15 protein-coding genes are annotated in these 20605 nt (G+C 61.6%); 2 read left to right on the forward strand and 13 right to left on the reverse strand.

Annotated features, from left to right (window positions below):
* Positions 1–170: 170 nt before the first annotated feature.
* The 3 genes from ABG996_RS06020 to ABG996_RS06030 all read right to left on the reverse strand — a co-directional run bounded on the left by ABG996_RS06020 (position 171) and on the right by ABG996_RS06030 (position 3383).
* Positions 171–1181, reverse strand: a complete 1011-nt coding sequence (locus ABG996_RS06020) for a LacI family DNA-binding transcriptional regulator (RefSeq protein WP_347479005.1) — start codon at positions 1179–1181, stop codon at positions 171–173.
* Between the two features lie 227 nt (positions 1182–1408).
* On the reverse strand, positions 1409–2383 hold the full coding sequence (locus ABG996_RS06025; protein ID WP_347479003.1) for a nucleoside hydrolase: 975 nt from the start codon (positions 2381–2383) through the stop codon (positions 1409–1411).
* 4 nt (positions 2384–2387) lie between these two features.
* Positions 2388–3383 carry a ribokinase gene (locus tag ABG996_RS06030; protein WP_347479001.1) on the reverse strand — a complete coding sequence of 332 codons (996 nt, stop codon included), beginning with the start codon at positions 3381–3383 and terminating at the stop codon, positions 2388–2390.
* 186 nt (positions 3384–3569) lie between these two features.
* Between ABG996_RS06030 and ABG996_RS06035 the strand changes: the two genes are divergently transcribed.
* Positions 3570–5786: an acyltransferase family protein gene (locus ABG996_RS06035; protein WP_347478999.1), complete on the forward strand. Its 2217-nt coding sequence runs from the start codon at positions 3570–3572 to the stop codon at positions 5784–5786.
* 190 nt (positions 5787–5976) lie between these two features.
* Here ABG996_RS06035 and ABG996_RS06040 read toward each other — a convergent pair whose 3' ends face one another.
* From ABG996_RS06040 to trhA, 8 genes are all read right to left on the reverse strand, one after another.
* A complete protein-coding gene (locus ABG996_RS06040) occupies positions 5977–7173 on the reverse strand; it encodes an Nramp family divalent metal transporter (RefSeq protein WP_347479006.1) in 1197 nt (398 codons plus the stop codon).
* Between the two features lie 74 nt (positions 7174–7247).
* Positions 7248–9092: a magnesium transporter gene (locus tag ABG996_RS06045; protein ID WP_347478997.1), complete on the reverse strand. Its 1845-nt coding sequence runs from the start codon at positions 9090–9092 to the stop codon at positions 7248–7250.
* A gap of 331 nt (positions 9093–9423) precedes the next feature.
* Positions 9424–10830, reverse strand: a complete 1407-nt coding sequence (locus ABG996_RS06050; protein WP_226812408.1) for a polysaccharide deacetylase family protein — start codon at positions 10828–10830, stop codon at positions 9424–9426.
* 72 nt (positions 10831–10902) lie between these two features.
* Positions 10903–11658 (reverse strand): PRC-barrel domain-containing protein, encoded by a 756-nt coding sequence (locus ABG996_RS06055; RefSeq protein ID WP_152067471.1) that lies wholly within the window; start codon positions 11656–11658, stop codon positions 10903–10905.
* Positions 11658–12047, reverse strand: a complete 390-nt coding sequence (locus tag ABG996_RS06060; protein WP_035136593.1) for a YtxH domain-containing protein — start codon at positions 12045–12047, stop codon at positions 11658–11660. The genes ABG996_RS06055 and ABG996_RS06060 overlap by 1 nt, the downstream gene beginning before the upstream one ends.
* A 136-nt stretch (positions 12048–12183) precedes the next feature.
* Complete coding sequence (locus ABG996_RS06065; protein ID WP_226812407.1) at positions 12184–13017, reverse strand: cyanophycin synthetase family protein; 834 nt, start codon at positions 13015–13017, stop codon at positions 12184–12186.
* 24 nt (positions 13018–13041) lie between these two features.
* The gene (locus tag ABG996_RS06070) at positions 13042–14415 is read right to left on the reverse strand and encodes a hemolysin family protein (protein WP_152067470.1); all 1374 of its coding nucleotides are present in this window, start codon (positions 14413–14415) and stop codon (positions 13042–13044) included.
* Positions 14416–14525: 110 nt separating this feature from the next.
* Positions 14526–15209 carry a PAQR family membrane homeostasis protein TrhA gene (gene trhA / locus ABG996_RS06075; protein WP_172676303.1) on the reverse strand — a complete coding sequence of 228 codons (684 nt, stop codon included), beginning with the start codon at positions 15207–15209 and terminating at the stop codon, positions 14526–14528.
* A gap of 186 nt (positions 15210–15395) precedes the next feature.
* On the opposite strand from trhA, the gene ABG996_RS06080 reads away from it, so the two are divergent.
* The gene (locus ABG996_RS06080) at positions 15396–16361 is read left to right on the forward strand and encodes an alpha/beta hydrolase (RefSeq protein ID WP_347478994.1); all 966 of its coding nucleotides are present in this window, start codon (positions 15396–15398) and stop codon (positions 16359–16361) included.
* A 164-nt stretch (positions 16362–16525) separates the two neighbouring features.
* Here ABG996_RS06080 and ABG996_RS06085 read toward each other — a convergent pair whose 3' ends face one another.
* Together ABG996_RS06085 and ABG996_RS06090 are read right to left on the reverse strand one after the other, a co-directional pair.
* Positions 16526–17731 carry a DUF362 domain-containing protein gene (locus ABG996_RS06085; protein ID WP_347478992.1) on the reverse strand — a complete coding sequence of 402 codons (1206 nt, stop codon included), beginning with the start codon at positions 17729–17731 and terminating at the stop codon, positions 16526–16528.
* Between the two features lie 206 nt (positions 17732–17937).
* Positions 17938–20604 carry an ABC transporter permease gene (locus ABG996_RS06090; protein ID WP_347483836.1) on the reverse strand — a complete coding sequence of 889 codons (2667 nt, stop codon included), beginning with the start codon at positions 20602–20604 and terminating at the stop codon, positions 17938–17940.
* Position 20605 lies beyond the last annotated feature (1 nt).

A 20605-nucleotide genomic window follows, 5' to 3' on the forward strand; every position in this document is an offset into this window, starting at 1 on the left:
TAAAGCCGTTTGTCTCCACCCGCGTAGCGGGTGGTTTAAAGCTGGCCGCTGCGCGGCCAGCAGACTAAAGTCTTGAATAAAAAGAGGGCCCCGAAGGACCCTCTCTTGGTAGCGTTATGTATGGTTGCCTTTGGCGGACTTTTCCGCTCTGAGGTCTGGCGCCGTTCTGCCTAGATCTTGCGCACGCTTTGGCGCTCGACAAAATAGGTCGACACGGCCGTTTTGCAGGTATAGCTCTTGGGATTGCGGATGTTGCCCACCAGACGGCGCACCGCGATCTCGCCCACCTCGTGTTTGGGAACATGCACCGTGGTGAGCGGCGGGTTGGAGAAGGCGCCCAAAGACAGGTCGTCAAAGCCGATGATCGAAACATCTTCGGGCACGCGAATACCGTGCTCGCTGAGCGCGCGCATGGCACCCACGGCGAGCACGTCGTTCTCGGCAAAGAAAGCCGTCGGCAGGTCGTCGCGCGAGACGCTGTCGAGCCACGCGCCCATGTCGCGATAGGCACCCTCGAGCGTGGTGCCCAGCGTGACGCGCCATGTCGGATTGGCCTCGAGGCCCGCATCCTCAAGCGCTTGGCGATAGCCGCGCTCGCGGTCCTTGAAGTTGCGGATACGAAGGTCGCCCGCCAGATAGCCGATTTGCTTGTGGCCTTTCTCGATAAGGTAGTCCACGGCACGCAGCACCGAATCGGTGTTGGCAATAACTACGGCATCAAAGTACTGACGATCGCTCCAGCCATCGAGCACGATCAGGTGGGCGGCGGCGTTAGCGAACAGGGCGTAGTCCTCCTCGCCCAGCTCCGTACCCATTAGTACAATGGCGGCGGCCGGATCAGCGATCAGGCCCTCGACCTGCGGACGTACGGCGTCCAAGTCGCTAAAGTCGAGCGAAACAAAGCTCGTGCTCATGCCGTGGCGACGCGCCTGGCGCTCCACACCCTCGATAACCGCGGGATGGAAGGTGCTCTCGTCCAAGATGGCGCCCGTCTTGCGCGCGAGCACAAACTGAATGCTCTCGAGCTGCGTCGACTGCTGGTAGCCGAGCGATTGCGCGCACTCCAGGATGACCTTGGCGGTCTCCTCGCTCACGCTGCGCTTGCGGTTGAGCGCGTTGGACACGGTCGCAGGCGAAAAACCGGTGATGCGGCTGATCTCGCGAACACTTGCTTTGGCCATTGTTCCCCCTAGCAACGGTCGCGGTCGAGCATCGTGGCCTGACCGCCCCGTGGCTCGGCAACTAAACGACCACAAATTCAATCTAAACAGAGTAGTAAATGTTTATGAACTAGTTTAGCCTGTTGTCAAGCGAAGTGGCACGACTATTCCCCCAACGGGCGCATTTACTCGGTAGCTAAAAGAGCCCCGTCCCAAATTGACTGCATGGGGCGGGGCGCGGAAATCATTTAGCCAAGAACACGGGCCATGCGCGTCTTGAACTCGGACAGGAAGCGCGGGGCGTCGACGGTCAGCGCCACGAGTGCGCCCTTGTCGGGGTCGGCCACACGGCGCTCATCGCAGATGGTGCGGCCGCGATACTCGCCGAGCAGATCAACACGCAGGTTGCAGCCGAGCGCACCCACGAGCGTGGGGTCGATCGCCACGGCAACGGCCAGCGGATCGTGCAGCGCACAACCACCCAGGTAGGGGGCGTTCATCTCGTACGAACCAATGTAGTGCTCGACCATGCTCGCAAACGCGCAACCGGCCATGGTGCCCGAGCCCGTCCAGCCGGCAATGTCGCGGCGCGTGAGCACCACGCGATGCGTCACATCCAGACCCACCATAGTGAGCTTGCGGCCCGAGCGCAGCACGGCATCGGCCGCCTCGGGATCGCTTGCCATGTTGGCCTCGGCGCCCGCGCTCACGTTTCCGGGCACGGTAAGCGCACCGCCCATCACGACCACGCGACCGATAGACATCATCGCCGCCGCATCGCGCTCCAAGGCAAGTGCCAGGTTGGAGAGCGGACCGGTCGCCACGTAGATTAGATCGGGGCCATAGGTGCGCGCGGCATCGATCAGATAATCGACCGCCGCGTTACCGTCGGCCGACGTCGCCCCCACCGGCTCGTACGGCGACGCGGGCACGCTCGCCCCGCCAATGCCGTTCTTGCCGTGGATGAGCGTGGTGGACGCCGGCGGTGTATAGGGCTCAGTCGCCTTAATTGGACGATCGGCGCCTAGGTACACCGGAACCTCGGGGCGACCCAGCAGATCGAGCACCGCCAGGCAGTTGTGCGCCGATTGCTCGACGCGCACGTTGCCAAAGCACGTGGTGATGCCCACCAGCTCCACCTCGGGGCTCGCGATGGCATAGGCAAGCGCCATCGCATCGTCCACACCCATATCCAGATCAAGGATCAGCTTCTTGGTTGCCATTGTTCTACTCCGCTTCTCCGTCTTGTACTAAATCGTCTAAATCAAACACGCGCTCAACTTCGGCATGCGTGGGAATCGACTGCTGAGCGCCCAGGCGCGACACCGTCACCGCCGAGGCGCGAGCACCCGCGGCCATGCACTCAAAGAGTGGCAAGCCCTCCAAACGAGCCGCCGCCAACGCGCCGATAAACGTATCGCCGGCGGCCGTGGTATCGACTACCGTGCTCGAAAGCGCCGGCATGCGCAGCAGCTCGCCGCCATCGCCGAGCGTAACCGAGCCGGCGCCGCCCAGTGTGATGACCGCAGCTCCGGCACCTTTGGCGAGCAGGGCATTGAGCGCCGCGACGCAGCTCGCATCATCCGCGGGCAAGATGCCCGTCAGCACCTGACATTCGGTCTCGTTGGGACAAACCAGGTCGACCGCAGGCCAGGCCTCCGCAGGCAACTCGCAGGCAGGCGCTGGATTAAAGACCGTATAGAATCCCAGCTCGTGAGCGCAAACAAGCGCCTCGGCCGTCGCTGCAAGGTCACATTCGCCCTGGGCGATAAAGACGCTTCCGGCAGCCGGGGCAATCTCGCTGGCGTCGCCGTCGAGCTCATCGGCCACCAGACGTCTCAGCGCGCAGGCAACGTCCTCGCTCGCAAGCGCATGGTTGGCGCCCGGTGACAGCACGATGCGGTTGTCGCTCTCGCAGCGAATGATAGTCGCGGTACCGGTCTCCACGTCATCGCGACGCGCCACGAACTCAACGCCCACGCCGGCATCCTGAAGCCCCGCCACGAGCGCATCGCCAAACGCATCGCGCCCGACCGCGCCAATCATGCACGTGCGCGCACCCATGCACGCGGCGGCGACGGCCTGGTTAGCGCCCTTGCCACCGGCGTTGGTGATAAAACCGCTACCACCGACGGTCTCGCCCGCGCGCGGCATGCGCTCGCACGCCACCGAAAGGTCCATGTTCATGCTGCCGAACACCGCAACGATGCCGCGATCTGCCATGGAAACCTCCTCATCTGCGGGCTTTGCACCCACCGTCGGCCGTCGATCGTGCGCTCTCGCACCTCTATAACTTTAGTTCACTTTGATGTGAACGCGCCCTTGAGGTTGCGCCAGCAGCAAGCATTCACAGGAGCAGGCAGCTACAATGAATATGTGCTGATTATTCTCGTCATTGGATGATGTTTTATGGAACAATTCCCGCAATCGAGCCCACGCGGCCCGCGCCGCGCGCCCGATAACCAGGCGCCGCACGAACGCCCGCGCGCCGACCGCCGCACCGGCGAGTCGCGCCACGCCGCAGGCTCCCATCGCGCGGCCGCCAATAAGGGCGCCCACACCAACAGTGCCGCAAAAGAACAGGCGCCCGCTCGCCCCAAATCTCGTTACATTCCTGCGCTCGACGGTCTGCGTACGCTCGCCGTCGTCGCGGTGGTACTCTATCACCTTAACCTTACGTGGGCTCAGGGCGGCCTGCTCGGCGTCACGATTTTCTTTGTGCTTTCGGGCTATCTGATTACGCGCTTGCTGCTCAACGAAGTCGCTAAGACCGGCCGCATCGACCTTAAGAGCTTCTGGATTCGCCGCATCCGTCGCCTGGTCCCCGCTGTGGTAACGGTAGTGTTCGTGACCTGCGCGCTGTGCACCATCTTTAACCACGTGATGCTCACCAAGATGCGCCCCGACATCCTGCCGTCGCTGCTGTTCTTCAACAACTGGTGGCAGATTGCCCAAAACGTCTCGTACTTCAATGCTCTGGGCGACCCCTCGCCGCTCACGCACTTTTGGTCGCTTGCCATCGAGGAACAGTTCTACCTGATTTGGCCGCCACTGCTGTTTGCCATGGTATCCATGCACGTGAGCAAGCCCAACACGCGCCGCGTGGTTCTGGGCCTTGCCGCGGTATCAGCCCTCGCCATGATGGTGCTTTACAACCCTGCCGCCGATCCCAGCCGCGTGTACTACGGCACCGACACCCGCGTGTTCTCGCTGCTGCTAGGTGCCTGGATGGCCTTTATCCCCGATCGCGACCTGGCGCCGGTGCGTCTCGCACATCGTTTGGGGCTCAATCGCCTGGCTGGCGCCGCCAAGCGCAGCAAGAGCGCCGAGGGCAAGCCTGGCGAGAAGGCCGACGAATCAACCGAGACCGCCCCGGCACAGCCGAGCGCCCTCGTGCGCTTTTGGTCCTCGCCCGCATCCATCGATGTGTTGGGCGTCGTGGGTCTGGTTGGCCTTGCCGCCATGGTCGCGCTCACCAACGGCTATACCGCGTTCCAGTATCGCGGCGGCACGCTGTTATGCTCCATCCTCACGCTCATGGTCATCGCGGCCTGCGTGCAGCCCCAGGGAATGGTTGCCCGCGTGCTGTCCGCCGAGCCGCTCGTGTGGGTTGGCAAGCGCTCGTACAGCATCTACCTGTGGCACTATCCGCTGCTGTTGCTCATGAACCCGGTCGCCAACATCAACGATACTCCGTGGTGGCAGTACATTTTGCAGGTGCTGCTGGTGGTCGCCGTAGCCGAGTGCTCCTATCGCTTTATCGAAACGCCGTTTAGAAGGGGCGCCTTCGGCCGCACCGTCACCGAATTCCGCGATGGCACCACCACGCCCGCCAACTGGGTGCGCGCGCACGTCCCTGTCTGTGCAGCCTGCGCTGTCGTGTTGGTCGTTGCGCTGGGCGGCCTGATCTTTGTGCCCGAGACGTCCGCGCTGAGCGGCGAGGGCGCTGAAGTTCTGAACAAGGAAGCCAAAAACACCGCGCCCACCGACCAGCAGGCGGCCGATGACACCGACAAGGATAACGACGGCTTCCCCGATGGCTCCTACGACCTGTTGATGATCGGTGACTCCGTGTCGCTGCGCGCCGTTGATTCCTTTGACGGCGTGTTCCCGCACAGCCATATCGATGCCGAAAAGGGCCGCCAGTTTGATGCGGGCCGCGCGACATTCGAGGGCTATATCCAGCAGAACCTTGCCGGCAAGATCGTGGTCTTTGCCCTGGGTACCAACGGTTTGGTAACGGACGCCCAGGTCGACGCGATCATGGCCGACGCCGGCGAGCAGCGTATTGTCGTGTTTGTAAACACGCGTAGCCCGCAGCCGTGGGTCGGGTCCACAAACCAGGCCATCGGCAACGCCGCCACGCGCTACAAGAATGTACGCGTTATCGACTGGTACGGGTACAGCGCCAACCGCAACGACCTGTTTGACGGCGACGGCACGCACCTGTCGGCCACCGGCGTGACCGAATACCTCAACCTGATCCACGATGCGGTCAAGAAAGACCTGCCCGTGCACCCCGAGGACCACGTCAACGATCCGCAGCCGGCAGCCGTCAAGTCCGCCACCGACGCACTCGTCAATGCCCTCGCCTACAAGCCACACAAGCTCGGCGGCGACAAGTAACGCGCAGTCAAATCCGCTTACAATCCGGCACTTGGGACCACTTCCGCGACTTATAAAGCCGCCTCTGGGCTGTTAATTCACCCCAGAGGCGGCTTTATAGCTGCACATCGGTATATAACTAGCACCCTATAGCAGACAAAAAACAGGCCGCAACCCATCGCTGCGGCCTGTTCGGAGGCAAAAGTGGGCGCTAAGCGCTGTAGCCCATTGCCTGTAGGACAAACATGACGACCGTCAACACCGTAATCACGCCGATAGTCGCCCACGTGAGCACGTTCCATACGCGGCCGTTGCGGTTGGCGCCCATAATGTGGCGATCCGCCGCGATAACCACCTGGAATACCAAGACTACGGGCAGCAGCACGCCGTTGATGACCTGCGAGGTCATCATAATCTGGAACAAATCGACGCCAGGCATGAGCACCAACACAGCAGAAATGCCGATGATGGCCGTAATGATGCCGCGGTAAACCGGGGCCTCGTCCCAGCTGCGATCGGCGCCGCGCTCCCAACCAAAAGCCTCGCAGATGGCACTCGACGTAACGCCCGGCAGCACGCAGGCAGCCAAAAAGCTCGCTGCGACCAGGCCCGAGGCAAACAGCACCGTGGACCACTGGCCCGCGATGGGCTCCAACGCGCGAGCGGCATCGGCGGCATCGCTAATCTGAATACCCGCCGGGAACAGCACCGTACCGGTCGTGATGATAATGAAGCCCGCAATGAAATCAGCAGCGATCGAGCCGCTCACGGTATCAATACGCTGCAGCACGATGTCGTCCTCGCCCGCATTCTTATCGACCACGTTGTTCTGAGCCAAGAAGATCATCCACGGCGCGATGGTAGTACCGATCGTTGCGACCACGAGCGACACGTAGCTGGGATCGTTCTGAATATTGGGGACGACCAAGTCGACCGCGACCTCGCCCCAGTTGGGGCCGGCCATAAACGCAGCGACGATGTAGGTCACGAACACGCAGCTTACCAGCAGCAGAATCTTCTCGATGCGCTGGAAACTGCCCGACATGGTAAGCATCCACACCAGCAGCGCCACGAGCGGCACCGAGATACTCGCCGGAACGCCAAACAGAGCAAGGCCGCTCGCGATACCCGCGAACTCCGAGATGGTCACCGCCGTGTTGGCGATCAACAGCGCCGCCATGGCCAGAACGCTCTTGCGCACGCCAAAGCGCTCGCGAATGAGCGACGCCAGGCCCTTACCCGTAACACATCCGCAGCGCGCCGCGGTCTCCTGCGTCACGATAAGCAGCACGGTCATGACGGGAAGCATCCAGAGCATCTTATAGCCGTAGCTGGCGCCCGCGCTGGAATACGTGGCGATGCCGCCGGCGTCATTGCCCGAAAGCGCTGCCAGAAGACCGGGGCCCATGGCGCCAAAGATAGCCGCGATGGTCAGCTTTTGCTTGGTGCTCGGCTTTTGCTTCGTATTTTGCACGCGACCACCTACCCCATGACCGACATGGTGAGCAGCACCGCAGCAGCACAGTACGCCACACACGAGATCATGACGGCGATGACGTTCATGGCGGTGCCCGACGTATTGAGGTCGTGCTCATCGCGCCAGAACAGCACCATCAGGTAAATCACGGCGCTCATGTTGCCCACCAGGCAGATGATGGCCGCGATGTTAAAGCAGCCGGTAAAGAGCTGCTCCTCAAGCATAGGGGCATCGAGGAACGCGGCGGTGCGCACCAGCTGCGCGCACAGGTAGGTCACGAGCGAAAGGATCAGGCCCATACCCGTGCTCTGGAAGAAGAATCCCAGGTACGGTTTGGGCTCGTCGTCGTGGCCGTCGTACTCGAGGAAGTAGTTCTTGACGAACGACACCATGCGCGAGGCCGCCAGCAGCACGAGCGGCATGGCGCACATGGGGAACACCACCAGATGCGCGGAGCCCAGTGCCGTCCCCAGCACCGTCGCCATAATGCACGAGGCGATGCCCCACACGACGACCCAGTACTGACGATGCACGAACCAGCTGAGCACGTTCGTCGAGTCGTCCGACGCGCTATCGCCCGAGCCGACACCGGCGATCTGCAGGTCCTCCTGATGCTCCTCGGCGATAACGTCCATAGCGTCGTCGAAGGTTACGATACCAAGGATATGACGGTTCTCATCGCAGACAGGGATGGCAACCAGGTCGTACTTGGTCATCTCGTCCGTCACGTCTTCCTGGTCCTCGTCGGGCGACACGTAGACCAGGTCGCGATAGGCGAGCTGGCCCAGCGTGGCGTCGCGGTCGGCCACGATCAGCGTGCGCAGCGAGAGCACGCCCGTCAGCATGCCGCTCGGATCCTCGGTATAGACGTAGTAGACGCTCTCGAAGTCCTCATCGAGTTTGCGAATCGCCTCGATGGCATCGCCGACCGTCGCCGTGGCGGGCAGCGAGACAAACTCCGAGGTCATGATGCGGCCGGCGGTGTTGTCCTCATAGCCCAGCAGGTTACGAATCGCCTTCTCCTCCTTGACGCCCATCAGGCGCAGGAGCTTCTCGGCCTTCTCGTAATCGAGCTCGTCGATCAGGTCGGCGGCGTCGTCCGGATCCATCATGGCCAGCATCGACGATGCGTCGGTATCGGACAGGCCCTCGAGCATCTCGGTCATGAGCTCGTCGTCATCGAACTCCGAGATGGCCTCGGCGGCCTGGGCGGTGTCGAGCTGCGCGAACACCTGCGCGCGCAGGCGCGGGTCGAGCTGCTCGATAATGTCGGCAATGTCGGCAGGGTGCAGCTCGCCAAGCGTCTTGTGCGACACCGAGAGCTGGATGTTCTTAGTCGAGCGATCGAGCAGGTCCATGTAAGACCAGGCGATAATGTCCTCACTGAGCGGCTTGCCCAGGTGCTTCATAAAGCCCTCGACGATATGCTCGAGTGCGGGGCTGATCGCGCGCAGCAGACCGCGGGCGCCCACTTCGGCGCCCAGCAGGCGCAGCTGGTTTTCGCCCGACATGGAAAACTTGATGTCGTTTACGCGCACGACCTTCATGCCCTGCGTGTCGACAATCTGCTTGTTGAGCACGTCGCGGGCAAGCAAGAGTTCGGTCGGCTGCAGGTACGAAAAACGGATTTCGGTGGCCGACGTCTTAAGGTGTACACCCGTCTCGTCGATACGGTCGACCCATTTGCGCCAGCTGATCATAAACGGCGTCTTGCCGGGTCCGCGGAACGCGAGCGACGTCACGTGCGGAAAAACTTCGCCGGTGGCAATGCCAAAATCGTTCACTACGCCGAGCTTTTCGCCATCGACGTCCAAGACCGGCAACTTGAGCATCTCACTCAGATAATTCAATGGTGCTCCCCATCATTATTCCTTCGGGCTGCGGCCGTGATGGCGCACGCTCCGTGGGCTTCTGGATATGTATACGCATGCGCGGGCGGCACGCCGCTCGACGCTTACACCCCGTGCATGCGCAAAAAGCACCTGCATGGGGTCATCGACTGTATGGTCGAGGTTTGGATTTCACCTGTAACCTTTCTCTTGACCCTCATTAACCGCAGTAACTATAGCATCAGCATCGCCCTGCGGCATCGAATTTATGCGCTGCACATTGCAGGCATACCAAACACTGACGCATCCGTGACATAGTCATTGGGGACGTTCTTAAATGACTACCCAATGACTACTCCGTGGTGTCGTCGTCCTCGGCAAGCTGGGGGAACACGGCGTCCTTGGGCATGGTGACCTTCGTCAGCGAGGTGAGCTTTTTGCTCAGCGACGTGTCCGTCTTGACCAGGTCGCTGAGCGTCACGATCTTGTAGCCGTCGGCAATGAGGCCGTCGATAATCTGCGGCAGCGCCTCGAGCGTCTGCTCGGCGCATTCGTCTCTATCGGTGAGCAGCACGATATTGCCCGGCGTCACCGAATCGAGCACCGTCGAGACCTGCTCGTCGGCACCGTTGAGCAGCCAGTCGCCCGAGTCAATATTCCACGAGACCACGGCGGAGACCAGGTCCATCGCATCAATCCAGTTTTGCTCGTCAAAGGCAGCGTAGGGAGCACGCAGCAGCATCGTCTTCACGCCGGTCGCCGACTTAATCGCATCGGTGCCTTTCGTGATCTGTTCGCGTACCGCCTCACGGTCCTGACCCTTGAGCGAATCGTCGCTGTAGCTGTTGGATCCGATCTCGCACCCGGCGTCGACAATCGCCTTGGCCGTGGCAGGCGAGGCCTCGGCCGCATCGCCCGAAAGGAAGAACGTCGCGGTGACGCCCTTTTCCTTGAGCACCTGCAAGATCTGTTTGGTGGCGCCGCTCGGACCCTCGTCAAACGTCAGTGCCACGTACTTTTTGTTGCCCTTGGGCGCCACGCTGGCGCACGCAACAACGCAATCGGTGGCGGGCACAACCTCGCCGCGGTCTTGCGTCTTGCCTGACTGCTCACCAACCCACACCTCGGATCGGCCCTGGACACCCCATGTCTGCACATACTCGATAGCGCCCGTGCCCTCGACCTTGAGCTTGGGCTCGATAACCGTAGCCTGAACCTCGTGCTTCTCGTAAGTGTTACGGCCATCCTTGACCGTCACCTTCTCGCCGCCCTCGAGTTCGCGGCTATCCCATTTGCCCTGCTTCACGCGCTTGCCGTCGACCTTCACCGACAGCTTTTCGCCCCCATGGCGCTTGAGCACGCTGTCATCGACGGCCAGCAGGTCGCCTGCGTCGTAGGTGTCAGTCAACTCCTGGTCGTCGATGAGGTTTTGTAGCGTAGAGCCCACGCGCACCGCGGTCTTCTGGCCGTTGAGCTCCACGTCCACGCTGCGGTTGACGTAGCCCACGACGGCAGCGATAAACAGCACGAGCGCGCAACCCACGGCGATGAGCGCGTAGGGCAGGCGAGACGAACGACGGGGCGTACGGCTGTTGCCGATGCGCGCACTGCGATCGCTAAACCCACGGCTATGGTTGAGGTACATCGCGCCGGGCTTACGGTGACGCTTGCGCTGACCGCTGGGCAGCTGCCCCAGATCGCGGCGCGCCGTCGGACGCGCACCCGAACGCCCGTTTAAGTTGGATCCGTTTTGGCGCATGTGCCCTCCCCCATAAACACAGCAAGCCGGAGCAACAGGTCTCCGGCTTGCCTCCCATCATTTGGTACGTCGCTATTTTGTAGCTTTTGACGAGCCTCCGCTCGCCTTTTGGTATTCGTCCTTAAAGGCCTTGAACATGCCGCGCGTCTTGCCGAGCTGCTTGCCCAGTGCGCGACTGCCCTTGTCCACGGCAACCGATCCCTTGTCGTCGAGCACCTTGGCGCCCTTTTTGACCTTGTCGCCCACCACGACGCTGGCCTCGGCGGCCTTGGCAGCCGCACCGCCCGAATACCCGAGCGACTTGACCTCGTCCGAGACGACCATCGCGCCGTTCTCGTAGCCGCGCAGCATCGTCGGCGGCACCTGCGTGTCACCAACCAAAATACTCGAAGCAGCACCGGCGGTCACATAGAATGCCTGCACGATGCCCGAGCGTGGCTTGAACTCAACGTCCGAGCAATAGCCCACGACGTCGCCCGATTCCGTGCGCACGTCCATACCGACCCAGATGATGCAATCGTCCAGGTTGATGTCGAGGCGCTTGGCAGCGGCGGCATCGTACGTGTCCTTGACGTCATCGACCGCAATGGCGCCCTCGTAGACACCAATGGCGTCGAGCGCTACGAATCGGTCGGGACGCTCGATCATGCCCGCGATATCGGACTGGCGGACCATAAAGCCGACCACGCGCGTACCGCCCGGGGTAAAGACCGGAAAGTGAATCTTTCCGAGCTTTTTAGGGCTGCGCGGCGTGCCGTCCTTTTTGGTGCGCTTGTCCTCGGTAGGCTTGCGATAGATCTTGGCGCCGACAAAATCCCCGGCGCGCATTATGCCTCGGTCGAGGGCTCCGCAGCCTCGGTATCAGCCTCGACGGCGTTTTCGACCACGACGTCGGCGGCAGGCGTCACGTTGCCGCCCGAAATGGCGTCGTTGAGCTGCTCGCGCAGCTGGTCCATGCGCTCGCGGGCCAGGTCGACCTTGGCGCGCAGGTCGTCGGTCTTGGCGTCGACCATCGGGCCAAAGTCATTCACCGCAGCACGGGCCTCCTCGGCGCTGTGCTCGTAGGTGTCGCGCATATTGTCCCAGGCGTCGTTGGCGATATCGGCAGCCATGGCGCGGGTCTCGGCGCCCGAGCGCGGGGCCAGAGCAACGCCGACAATAGCGCCGGCAGCGGCGCCAAAAAGTGCGCCGGAGACAAAGCTGAAAGTCTTACCCATGATCATTCCTCTCCTGCGGGCACGTCGGTGCCCACCGTTTGAATGCTGTCCATTATACCCGCAGCGCATCACTTGCCGCTCCGCTCATCTGCGTACGGCAAAGGCGCAGGTACGTGATGGTGATAAACGCGTAGGCCTACTCCTGAGGCATAGCCGGCATGGCCACCGTGGCACCCGGGTCCTCGCCGGCGCCGTCCACGAGCGGCAGGCCGCCCTCATGCGCAGGTCCTGCCGGAGCCGTCGCCGCACCGCCAAAGACGGCAGCGGAGGCCTCGTGGTTCTCGGCAACCGCACCCTCGGTATCAATCGCCACCTGGGGCTCGTCGTCAAAGTTGGGGACGCCCTGGGGCTCGGTGGGAACGGGCTCGGCGGTCGCATCGGCAACGGGCTCGGCGTCGACCGGCACATCGCCCTCGTCAGCGCCCTCGTCCTCGGCAGCATCTTCGCCGTTCGCAGCGGCGACGGCCTCGTGAGGATCCTTGCCCTCGGCCTCGGCGCGCATGCCCAGCACCAGGTTGCGCAGGCCCGCGACCGTGCCCTCCACGTCGGGGGCAGGCTGGTCGGCGTGCAGATAGGCCCAGTCCATCATAAAGGTGGCCGAAGACAGCGCACCGATGGCCAGCGCGTCGTCGGGGCACGAAAGCTCAACCTCAAAGACGCGCTCGTCATGCTCGCTTACGCGCGTGCGGCCGCACGAGATGCTACCGGCAAGACCGGTCTCGTTCATGAGCTCGACCGTCACATGCTCAAGCAGATGGCAAAGCTCGGTCTGGCCCATGCAGTCCTGGAACTCGCGACCGGAATCACCCAGGCACAGGTGCTTGGCAATCGCCGGCACCAGGTAATACACGCGCGCCGTAGCCTCGATATCCTCCGAGGTCATGAGCGGCATGCCGGGGTTCACCAGCACGTGCGCGCAAATCTTGTCCTCGCTGACGGTGACCTTAAGGATGTTGAACAGGCCTGCCATAACTCTCCCCTACTCTTCCTTGTCCTACTCGTCGCCGTCATGCGGATTCGCGGAACCCGCACCCGACGTCGTCGGCTCGTCTACCGAAGACTCGGAATCCTTCTGATCGGTTTCGGCCGGAGCGATCACGCGAATGAGCGAGATGCGCTGGCCACGCATCGACTGCACTTTAAACTTGTACCCCGCAACCTCAAACACCTCTCCGATGTCGGGCACCGAGTCGCAAAGCTCCAAAATCCAGCCGGCGATGGTCTCATAATCATCGCTTTCCTCGAGCGGCCAACCAAGCTCAATCGCGTCATCGCACGAAAAACGCCCATCAACGAGCCACTCGCGGCGCGAAAGGCGCGTGAGATACTTGTTGTCGGGGTCGAACTCGTCCTCGATCTCGCCGACGATCTCCTCGACGATATCCTCGATGGTGATAATGCCGGCCGTGCCGCCGTACTCGTCCACGACCACCACGATCTGGTCGTGCGAGGTCTGCATCTCGGACAGTAGCGGCAGGATGTCCTTGGTGTCGGGCACAAAGGTGGCGTCGCGCAAAAAGCCGGCGATGGGCTGGTCACCCTTGCCGTCGAGCGCGGGTTGGATCAGGTCCTTGATGTGCGCGATGCCGGCGACGTTGTCGGGGTCCTCGTGATAGACGGGGATGCGGCTGAAGCCGGTCTGGCGCATGGTGGACAGCACGTCGGCGACCGTCTCGTCGTCCTCGCACATGGTGGTGTCCACGCGCGGCACCATGACCTCGCGGGCAACGGTGTCGCCTAGGTCGAAGATCTCGTGGATCATGCGCTTTTCCTCGTCGAGCAGGTCGTCCTGCTCCGAGACCATGTACTTGATCTCTTCTTCCGAGACGTTTTGGCGGTCGTCGGCGCTCTTGATGCGCAGGATGCGGGCCAGGCCATCGGAGCAGGCGCCGGTCAGCCACACGAGCGGACGGGCGATCTTTTGGAAAAACGACAACGGTCCCACGACCTGCTTGGACACGCCCTCGGCATTGGCCAGGCCGATGCGCTTGGGGACGAGCTCGCCGATCACGATGGACACGAAGGCGACCGCGACGGTGATGATGACCGGCGCCAGGCCGCGCGCGATGGCGGAGAGCGGCGCGATGCCAAAGCTCATGAGCCACGTGGCGAGCGGGTCGGACAGACTCGTCGAGGCGACGGCGGACGAGGCGAAGCCCACGAGCGTAATGGCAACCTGGATGGTGGCGAGCAGCTGGTCGGAGTCGGCAGCCAGCTTAATGGCACGCTCGGCGCGCTTGTCGCCCTCCTCGGCCTCGTGCTCCAACACGGCGCGCTTGGCCGTGGTGAGCGCCATCTCGGACATAGAGAAGTAGCCGTTGATGAGGGTCAAAACGAGGGTGGTGATAAGGGAGATGGTTATGTCCATCGGGAGTTTCTCGAACCTCCAAGATTCGGGACGTCAGGTTAAAACGTTGATGGCGGATACGGCAATTGCACCGGCGCCCAAACGAGAACGCGGGCGCGCAGGCGTGGTCGCTAGATTACGAAGAGGATCACCGCCATGAACTGGAAGATGCTGCCGGCGAGCACCCACAGGTGAAACACGCTGTGCAGATAGCGCACGTTTTTGGCGATATAGAACGGCACGCCCGCGGTGTAGCACACGCCGCCGACGGCGAGCAGGGCAAGTGCCACGGGGTTGAGCAGCGCAACAAGTTCGGGCAGCTTAAAGACAACGAGCCAGCCCATCAGCAGGTAGACCAGGCCGCTTACCCAATGCGGCTGGCGCTCGCGTAGGAAGCACTCGAGGGCGATGCCGATGATGGCGATGGCCCATACGGCAAAGAACAGCACAGCGCCGCCGTCGTTTGCGAGCGTGATGAGGCAAAACGGCGTATAGCTGCCGGCTATGAGCAGGTAGATGCAGCTGTGGTCGATGATGCGAAACACGCGCTTGGCGCGCGCGGGCTGAATCGCGTGGTAGAGCGTGGAGGCTAGGTATTCGAGGATAATGCTGACGCCATAGACAATCGCCGCGGCCATATGGGCCGGGCCTCCGCCGCGCAGGGCGGCGAATACGATCAGGAGCACCAGGCCCGCGATACCCAGCAGGCAGCCGACACCATGGGTGACGGAGTTCATGATCTCCTCGCCCACTGTGTAGTGTGGAACGGCCGCGGTCTTGGGTCGCGGCTTAGAACTGTCGCTCGAATCGGACATGCCGGTTACATCCTCCAACGTAAAGAGTTCTCAACACTATATCAAAGCGTCTAGGTACGTGCGAAATTTGCACCATACGTGACCCTTTGTTTACCCATTCTTTGCCTGTTGACGCATCAACGGCGAACGTCCATAATGCGCTTGCATTAAATGTTGATTTATTAACATCTTATAGGAGAATACCGCATGGCTCAAAACGCACGTTCCCATCGAAAGCTCAAGATAGCCGGCGTCGTTGCGCTGGTGCTCGTTGTCGCGCTGCTGGGGTTTGCCGGCAACTTTTTGTTTGACTTTGCCCTGAACCCCCAAGCGCCGTACACCATGAAGATGATGCAGGATGGCAAGGACGCCGAAAAGGGCGAGCAGATGGACGCCGAGGAGGGCGAGGCACGGACGTGGTTTAAGGAAAACCGCGAGAGCAGCAGCCTCACCGCGAACGACGGGACCGAGCTTGCCGCCTGGTATTTTGCTGCGTCGGAGAGCACGCACGACTACGCCGTCTGCCTGCATGGATATACCAACGAGCCCATCGGTATGGCCCGATACGTCAAGCGATTCCACGACCGCGGCATGAACGTACTCGCACCCGCCGCACGCGCCCACGAGCGCTCCGGCGGCGACTATATCGGCATGGGCTGGCCCGAGCGGCTCGATGTCGTCGCATGGATCGAGCGAATCGTTCAGGCTGACCCCGAGGCGCGCATCCTGGTCTTTGGCGAGTCGATGGGTGCGGCAACCGCCATGAACGTCGCGGGGGAATCTCTGCCCGCAAACGTGAAATGCATTATCGAGGACTGCGGTTATACAAGTGTTTGGGACGAGTTTTCTCTGCAGCTCAAGGACGTGTTCGGCCTGCCCAGCTTTCCCTTGCTCGATATAGCAAACTTGGTGTGCAACGTGCGCGCGGGCTACGACTTTCATAAGGCGAGCAGTGTGGAGCAACTCAAACACGCGACGGTTCCCATGCTGTTTATCCACGGCGACCAGGACACCTTTGTACCGTACAGCATGCTCGACCAAAATTACGACGCGTGCGCCAGCAAGGTCAAGCAAAAGCTCACTATCCATGGCGCCACCCACGCCAAGAGCGCGCAGGTCGACCCCGAACTCTACTGGAACACGGTCGACAACTTCCTCGACAAGAATTTTTAGGCAAAAAGCAACGTCTGGGGTTTTGTTGCCAAAAATCGGTTTGTGGTCGGCGGTATTCGATTTTTCACCGCACTTCCGAAAAGCCGCCCGCGGGCACTGTGCTCACGGGCGGCTTTTGCTAACGTTGCGCTACAAAAACGCTTGATTTGTCCAATAGCTAGACGCTACTTGACCTCGATGAGCTCGTACTTGCTCGTGCCCAGGCCGATCTTTTCGGCGTGCGCGATGCACGCGCGCCAGTCGGTGTCGGGATGCGTGATGCAGAAGGGATCCTTGGCCTGCTCGCCCTCCAGATGCTCGTGATTGTGCTCCATCTTGGCCGCGCTATCGGTGAGCTCGGTGTTGGGCAGCGGCTCGGATGCCATGACGGCATCGGCGCAGGCCTGGTCGATGGCGACCGGGTCGAAGCTCGCGAACATGCCGATATCGTTGACGATAGGCGTGTCGTTTTCGGGATGGCAATCGCAGTTGGGGCTGATATCCATGGCGAGCGAGATGTGGAAGCTCGGGCGGCCGTCGACAACGGCCTTGGTGTACTCGGCGATCTTGCAGTTGAGCACGTCTGCCGCGGCCTCATAGCCGGGCTTGATGCAGTCCTGGTTGCATGCCGCAATGCAGCGTCCGCAGCCCACGCAGCGATCGTGGTCGATGGCAGCCACGTGCACCGTGCGAGTAGCGCCGCTGGCAAGCTCGCGCTCGCGGGTGTCGTCGAACGAGATAGCGTTGTGCGCGCAGATCTTTTCGCAGGCACGGCAGCCAACGCAGTGCTCGGGCGCGACGTTCGGCTTGCCGGCGGCATGCTGCTCCATCTTGCCGGCGCGACTGCCGCCGCCCATGCCCAGGTTCTTCATGGCACCGCCAAAGCCGGCCTGCTCATGACCCTTAAAGTGGGTGAGGCTGATCACGATATCGGCATCCATGAGCGCCTGACCGATCTTGGCCTCGTGCACGTACTCGCCGCCCTCGACCGGGACAAGCGCCTCGTCGGTGCCCTTGAGGCCGTCGGCGATGATGATCTGGCAACCCGTAGCATACGGGGTAAAGCCGTTCTGGTAGGCGGTATCAATGTGCTCGAGCGCGTTTTTGCGGCTACCCACATAGAGCGTGTTGCAGTCGGTGAGGAAGGGCTTGCCACCCAGCTCCTTCACGACATCCGCGACGGCGCGGGCGTAGTTGGGACGCAAAAAGCTCAGGTTGCCCAGCTCGCCAAAGTGAATCTTAATGGCGACGAACTTGTTCTCAAAGTCGATCTGCTCAATTCCGGCGTGACGGATGAGGCGCTTGAGCTTGTCGAGCTGGCTCTCGCGAGCATGCGTGCGCAGGTTGGTGAAGTACACCTTAGCGGGTGCTGCGGGTGCAGTTGCGGTCATAGATCTATCCCCTCGGTCTATATGGCGTTACAGACATAGAGGATGGTACCAGTTAAAGCAGAGTTAAAGTCAAGTACGGAACCTAGTCATTGGGGACGTTCTTAAATGACCAGTCGCAAGGGACACTCTTTCGCCGCCCGGCAGTTAGGGACAGTCCTTGCCAGCCGGCCGGCGAGCCGACGAATGGCAAGGACTGTCCCCGATGGCTACTCCTGCACTTTGAGGGCTTCGGCCAAGCTGACGCGCTTGATGGAGCTCGTGTGCAGCAGTGCCACGACCAGGTAGGTCGCAAAGCCGATTCCTGCGCACGCCGCCATGGACCAAGCGGGCACGTAGATCTCGATATTGCCGTTGTAGGCGAGCAACATCGAGCGGAAGATGGCCGTGAGCGAGCCAATAATGACCGGCAGGCTCAGCACGAGTGACGCTGCCACGCACAATGTGATCGAGCGGATGTACAGATGCGAAATCTCGCTATCGCGATAGCCAAAGACTTTCATGTAGCTGATCGAACGGGCGCTGTGGTCGATCACAGCCTTGGTCAGCAGGTACATAAACAGCAAGAAGATGAACACCGCAAGCCCAACCATCATGCCGATCATTTTGCTCATCATGCCGATGAACTGGTCGCCCACGGCGCGCATGTCGTCGGGCGTGGTGTCGCCGGCAAAGTAACGAGCATCGAGGTCGAGCTTCTTGTTGCTCGCATAGCCGTTAAAGTAGGTGGCGTCGTTGTCGAACAGCTCGTTAAAGTCGTCGATGCTCATATAGACATTCATATCCGACTTGGAGCCCCAGGCACAGTCCTTGCCCGCGTACTCAAAGGAATAATGCTCACCCTCGTACTTGTCGCTGAGCGTGACCTTCTGGCCCTCGCTCCAGCCGAACTTGTCGAGTAGGCCGCCGCCAAAGACGACACGGCCGTCGCCGACGTTGAGGTCTTTCCAATAGCGTGAATCGGATGAAATGCCGTAGACGGAAATCGTCTCCTCGCCATTTCCATCGCCGCGGTCGTATTGCAGCTGGTAGACGGCGTATTTCTCGGCTTGCGCAATTGCGCCTGCACCATTGTCGATCGTATTGACCGGGTGGATATCGTCGTTGTCGGTGTCAATCTTAGAGGCCTTATCGATCAGGTCGATGGCCTCATCGCAATCGCAGCCGAGGGCATCGGCAAGATCGTCAAGGCGCGCGTAGAGCGCATTCTTCTTGTCCTGGACCTTGGCGAGCGCGTCCTGCGCCGCGGCCAGGCTCTCGGCAGACGGAGATGCGGTCGCGGCATCGGCTGCCGCCCGCGCCGCATCGGCCGCGTCGTCAAGCTCGTCATCGGCATCCTGAGTGGCGGAAAGCAGCGCGCCGTCAACCGACTGCAAGCGCTCGAGTGCCGACCACTGCTCGCGCTCCTCGGCAGTGCCCTCGAGCTCCAACGGCGCCTTGAGCGTGTACTGGTGCTCGGCGACCAGGCTTGTCTCGAGGTTGTCCGCATAGTGCGTCATCGTGGGCAGAATCGCCAGGCCAAAGAGCAGCAGTAGCGACGCAAATGCAATGCCCACGAAGAGTGTGGCGAAGTTGCCCAGATTGCGCAGGAAGATACGCAAGCGGAAGCGCGAGACAAAGCCCATGCGCTCCGGCAGCCGCAGGCCGCGCTTGGTGCCCGATTTGCCGCTCGACTCGTGACGAAGGAACTGCAACGGCGTCTTGCCCATCTTGCGAAGCAGACCCACCAGCGTGATGAGGACGAGCGCGGCGGCGGGAACCACGGCGCACTTCACAAAGATCTCCCAGCTCCAGTACACCTGGAAGGGCGGCAGGCTGTACGAGCCGTAATAGAGGCTGCGCATGGGCTCGGTAAAGAACACGACGCCGAGCGCAGTGCCCAAAAGCGCCGCGACCACGCCCACGATGGCGGGAAGCGCAAGGTAGTGCAGCACGATCTCGCGTCGACGATAGCCGCTGGCGAGCAGCGTGCCGATGATGGCGCTCTCCTCCTCGATGGTGGCGTCGGTAAGGACCACAAAGACGAACGCCATGATCACGATGATGATGTCGAGCAGCGTCATCCACATCATGGAGTCGCCGTCTACGTCGTCGCGCGCGTAGCCAATGCCCTGGTTGGAATCGGCGTCGATGAGGTCATCCACGCGTGCATCGGCATCGGTCAGCGCCTCGACCATATCCTGCTCGGCATCGATGCGGTCTGCAGTGGAGAGATCGCGATCGGTAAAGGTAAAGGAATAGGTGTAGGCGGGTGCGCCGCCGGCGTCCTCGAGCGCGGCAAAGCCGGCGTCGCTGACCTCGGCCACGCCATAGGTGATGGTGTTCACCGTAAAGTCCGAATTGTTGAGGAACAGCGCCTGGCTATCGGGCTGGGTCATGATGCCGCAGATGGTGTAGGTGCGGCCCTCAAGCTCGACCTTATCGCCCACGGCGAGGTCGTTGTTGGTGGCAAAAACTCGATCGATGGCCACCTCGTCGTCCGCCTTGGGTTCCCTGCCCTCACAGTAGGACGCGATATCGACCTTGGTGCGGTGCGCATAGGTGCGCAGCGTGCGCTTGGTGCCGTCGTCGCCGGACACCTTTTTGCTGATGGCGTCGATGGAGAAATTCTTGTAGAGCGTGACGCCGCCGACGTCGTCTGCCGCGTCCTCGGCTGCCTTGAGCTGGTCTTTGGTGGCCTCGAAGGAGGTGGTCACGCGGCCGTCCTCAATCGTGTACGCATCGCGCATGTCGTCGATAAGGCAGCCGATGGAATGCGCCGCAAGCAAAAAGCCCGATGTAAGGGCAATGCTTCCGCACATAAGCAAAAAGATGCCCAGGTACTTACCGATATTGCGGCGCAGCTCGCGCGGGAGACGTTTTGCGAGAGGTGTCATG

This window comes from Collinsella aerofaciens, from assembly GCF_039836695.1.
Taxonomy (GTDB): Bacteria; Actinomycetota; Coriobacteriia; order Coriobacteriales; family Coriobacteriaceae; genus Collinsella; species Collinsella aerofaciens_BD.

What these genes read in the sequence shown, in the direction of transcription:
- ABG996_RS06035 (WP_347478999.1), top strand. Translation starts at nt 3,570, where the DNA reads ATGGAACAATTCCCGCAATCGAGCCCACGCGGCCCGCGCCGCGCGCCC.
- ABG996_RS06055 (WP_152067471.1), bottom strand. Translation starts at nt 11,658, where the DNA reads ATGCGCGCCGGGGATTTTGTCGGCGCCAAGATCTATCGCAAGCCTACC.
- ABG996_RS06060 (WP_035136593.1), bottom strand. Translation starts at nt 12,047, where the DNA reads ATGGGTAAGACTTTCAGCTTTGTCTCCGGCGCACTTTTTGGCGCCGCT.
- ABG996_RS06085 (WP_347478992.1), bottom strand. Translation starts at nt 17,731, where the DNA reads ATGACCGCAACTGCACCCGCAGCACCCGCTAAGGTGTACTTCACCAAC.
- ABG996_RS06065 (WP_226812407.1), bottom strand. Translation starts at nt 13,017, where the DNA reads ATGGCAGGCCTGTTCAACATCCTTAAGGTCACCGTCAGCGAGGACAAG.
- ABG996_RS06090 (WP_347483836.1), bottom strand. Translation starts at nt 20,604, where the DNA reads ATGACACCTCTCGCAAAACGTCTCCCGCGCGAGCTGCGCCGCAATATC.
- ABG996_RS06070 (WP_152067470.1), bottom strand. Translation starts at nt 14,415, where the DNA reads ATGGACATAACCATCTCCCTTATCACCACCCTCGTTTTGACCCTCATC.
- ABG996_RS06050 (WP_226812408.1), bottom strand. Translation starts at nt 10,830, where the DNA reads ATGCGCCAAAACGGATCCAACTTAAACGGGCGTTCGGGTGCGCGTCCG.
- trhA (WP_172676303.1), bottom strand. Translation starts at nt 15,209, where the DNA reads ATGTCCGATTCGAGCGACAGTTCTAAGCCGCGACCCAAGACCGCGGCC.
- ABG996_RS06040 (WP_347479006.1), bottom strand. Translation starts at nt 7,173, where the DNA reads ATGGGCCCCGGTCTTCTGGCAGCGCTTTCGGGCAATGACGCCGGCGGC.
- ABG996_RS06030 (WP_347479001.1), bottom strand. Translation starts at nt 3,383, where the DNA reads ATGGCAGATCGCGGCATCGTTGCGGTGTTCGGCAGCATGAACATGGAC.
- ABG996_RS06080 (WP_347478994.1), top strand. Translation starts at nt 15,396, where the DNA reads ATGGCTCAAAACGCACGTTCCCATCGAAAGCTCAAGATAGCCGGCGTC.
- ABG996_RS06025 (WP_347479003.1), bottom strand. Translation starts at nt 2,383, where the DNA reads ATGGCAACCAAGAAGCTGATCCTTGATCTGGATATGGGTGTGGACGAT.
- ABG996_RS06020 (WP_347479005.1), bottom strand. Translation starts at nt 1,181, where the DNA reads ATGGCCAAAGCAAGTGTTCGCGAGATCAGCCGCATCACCGGTTTTTCG.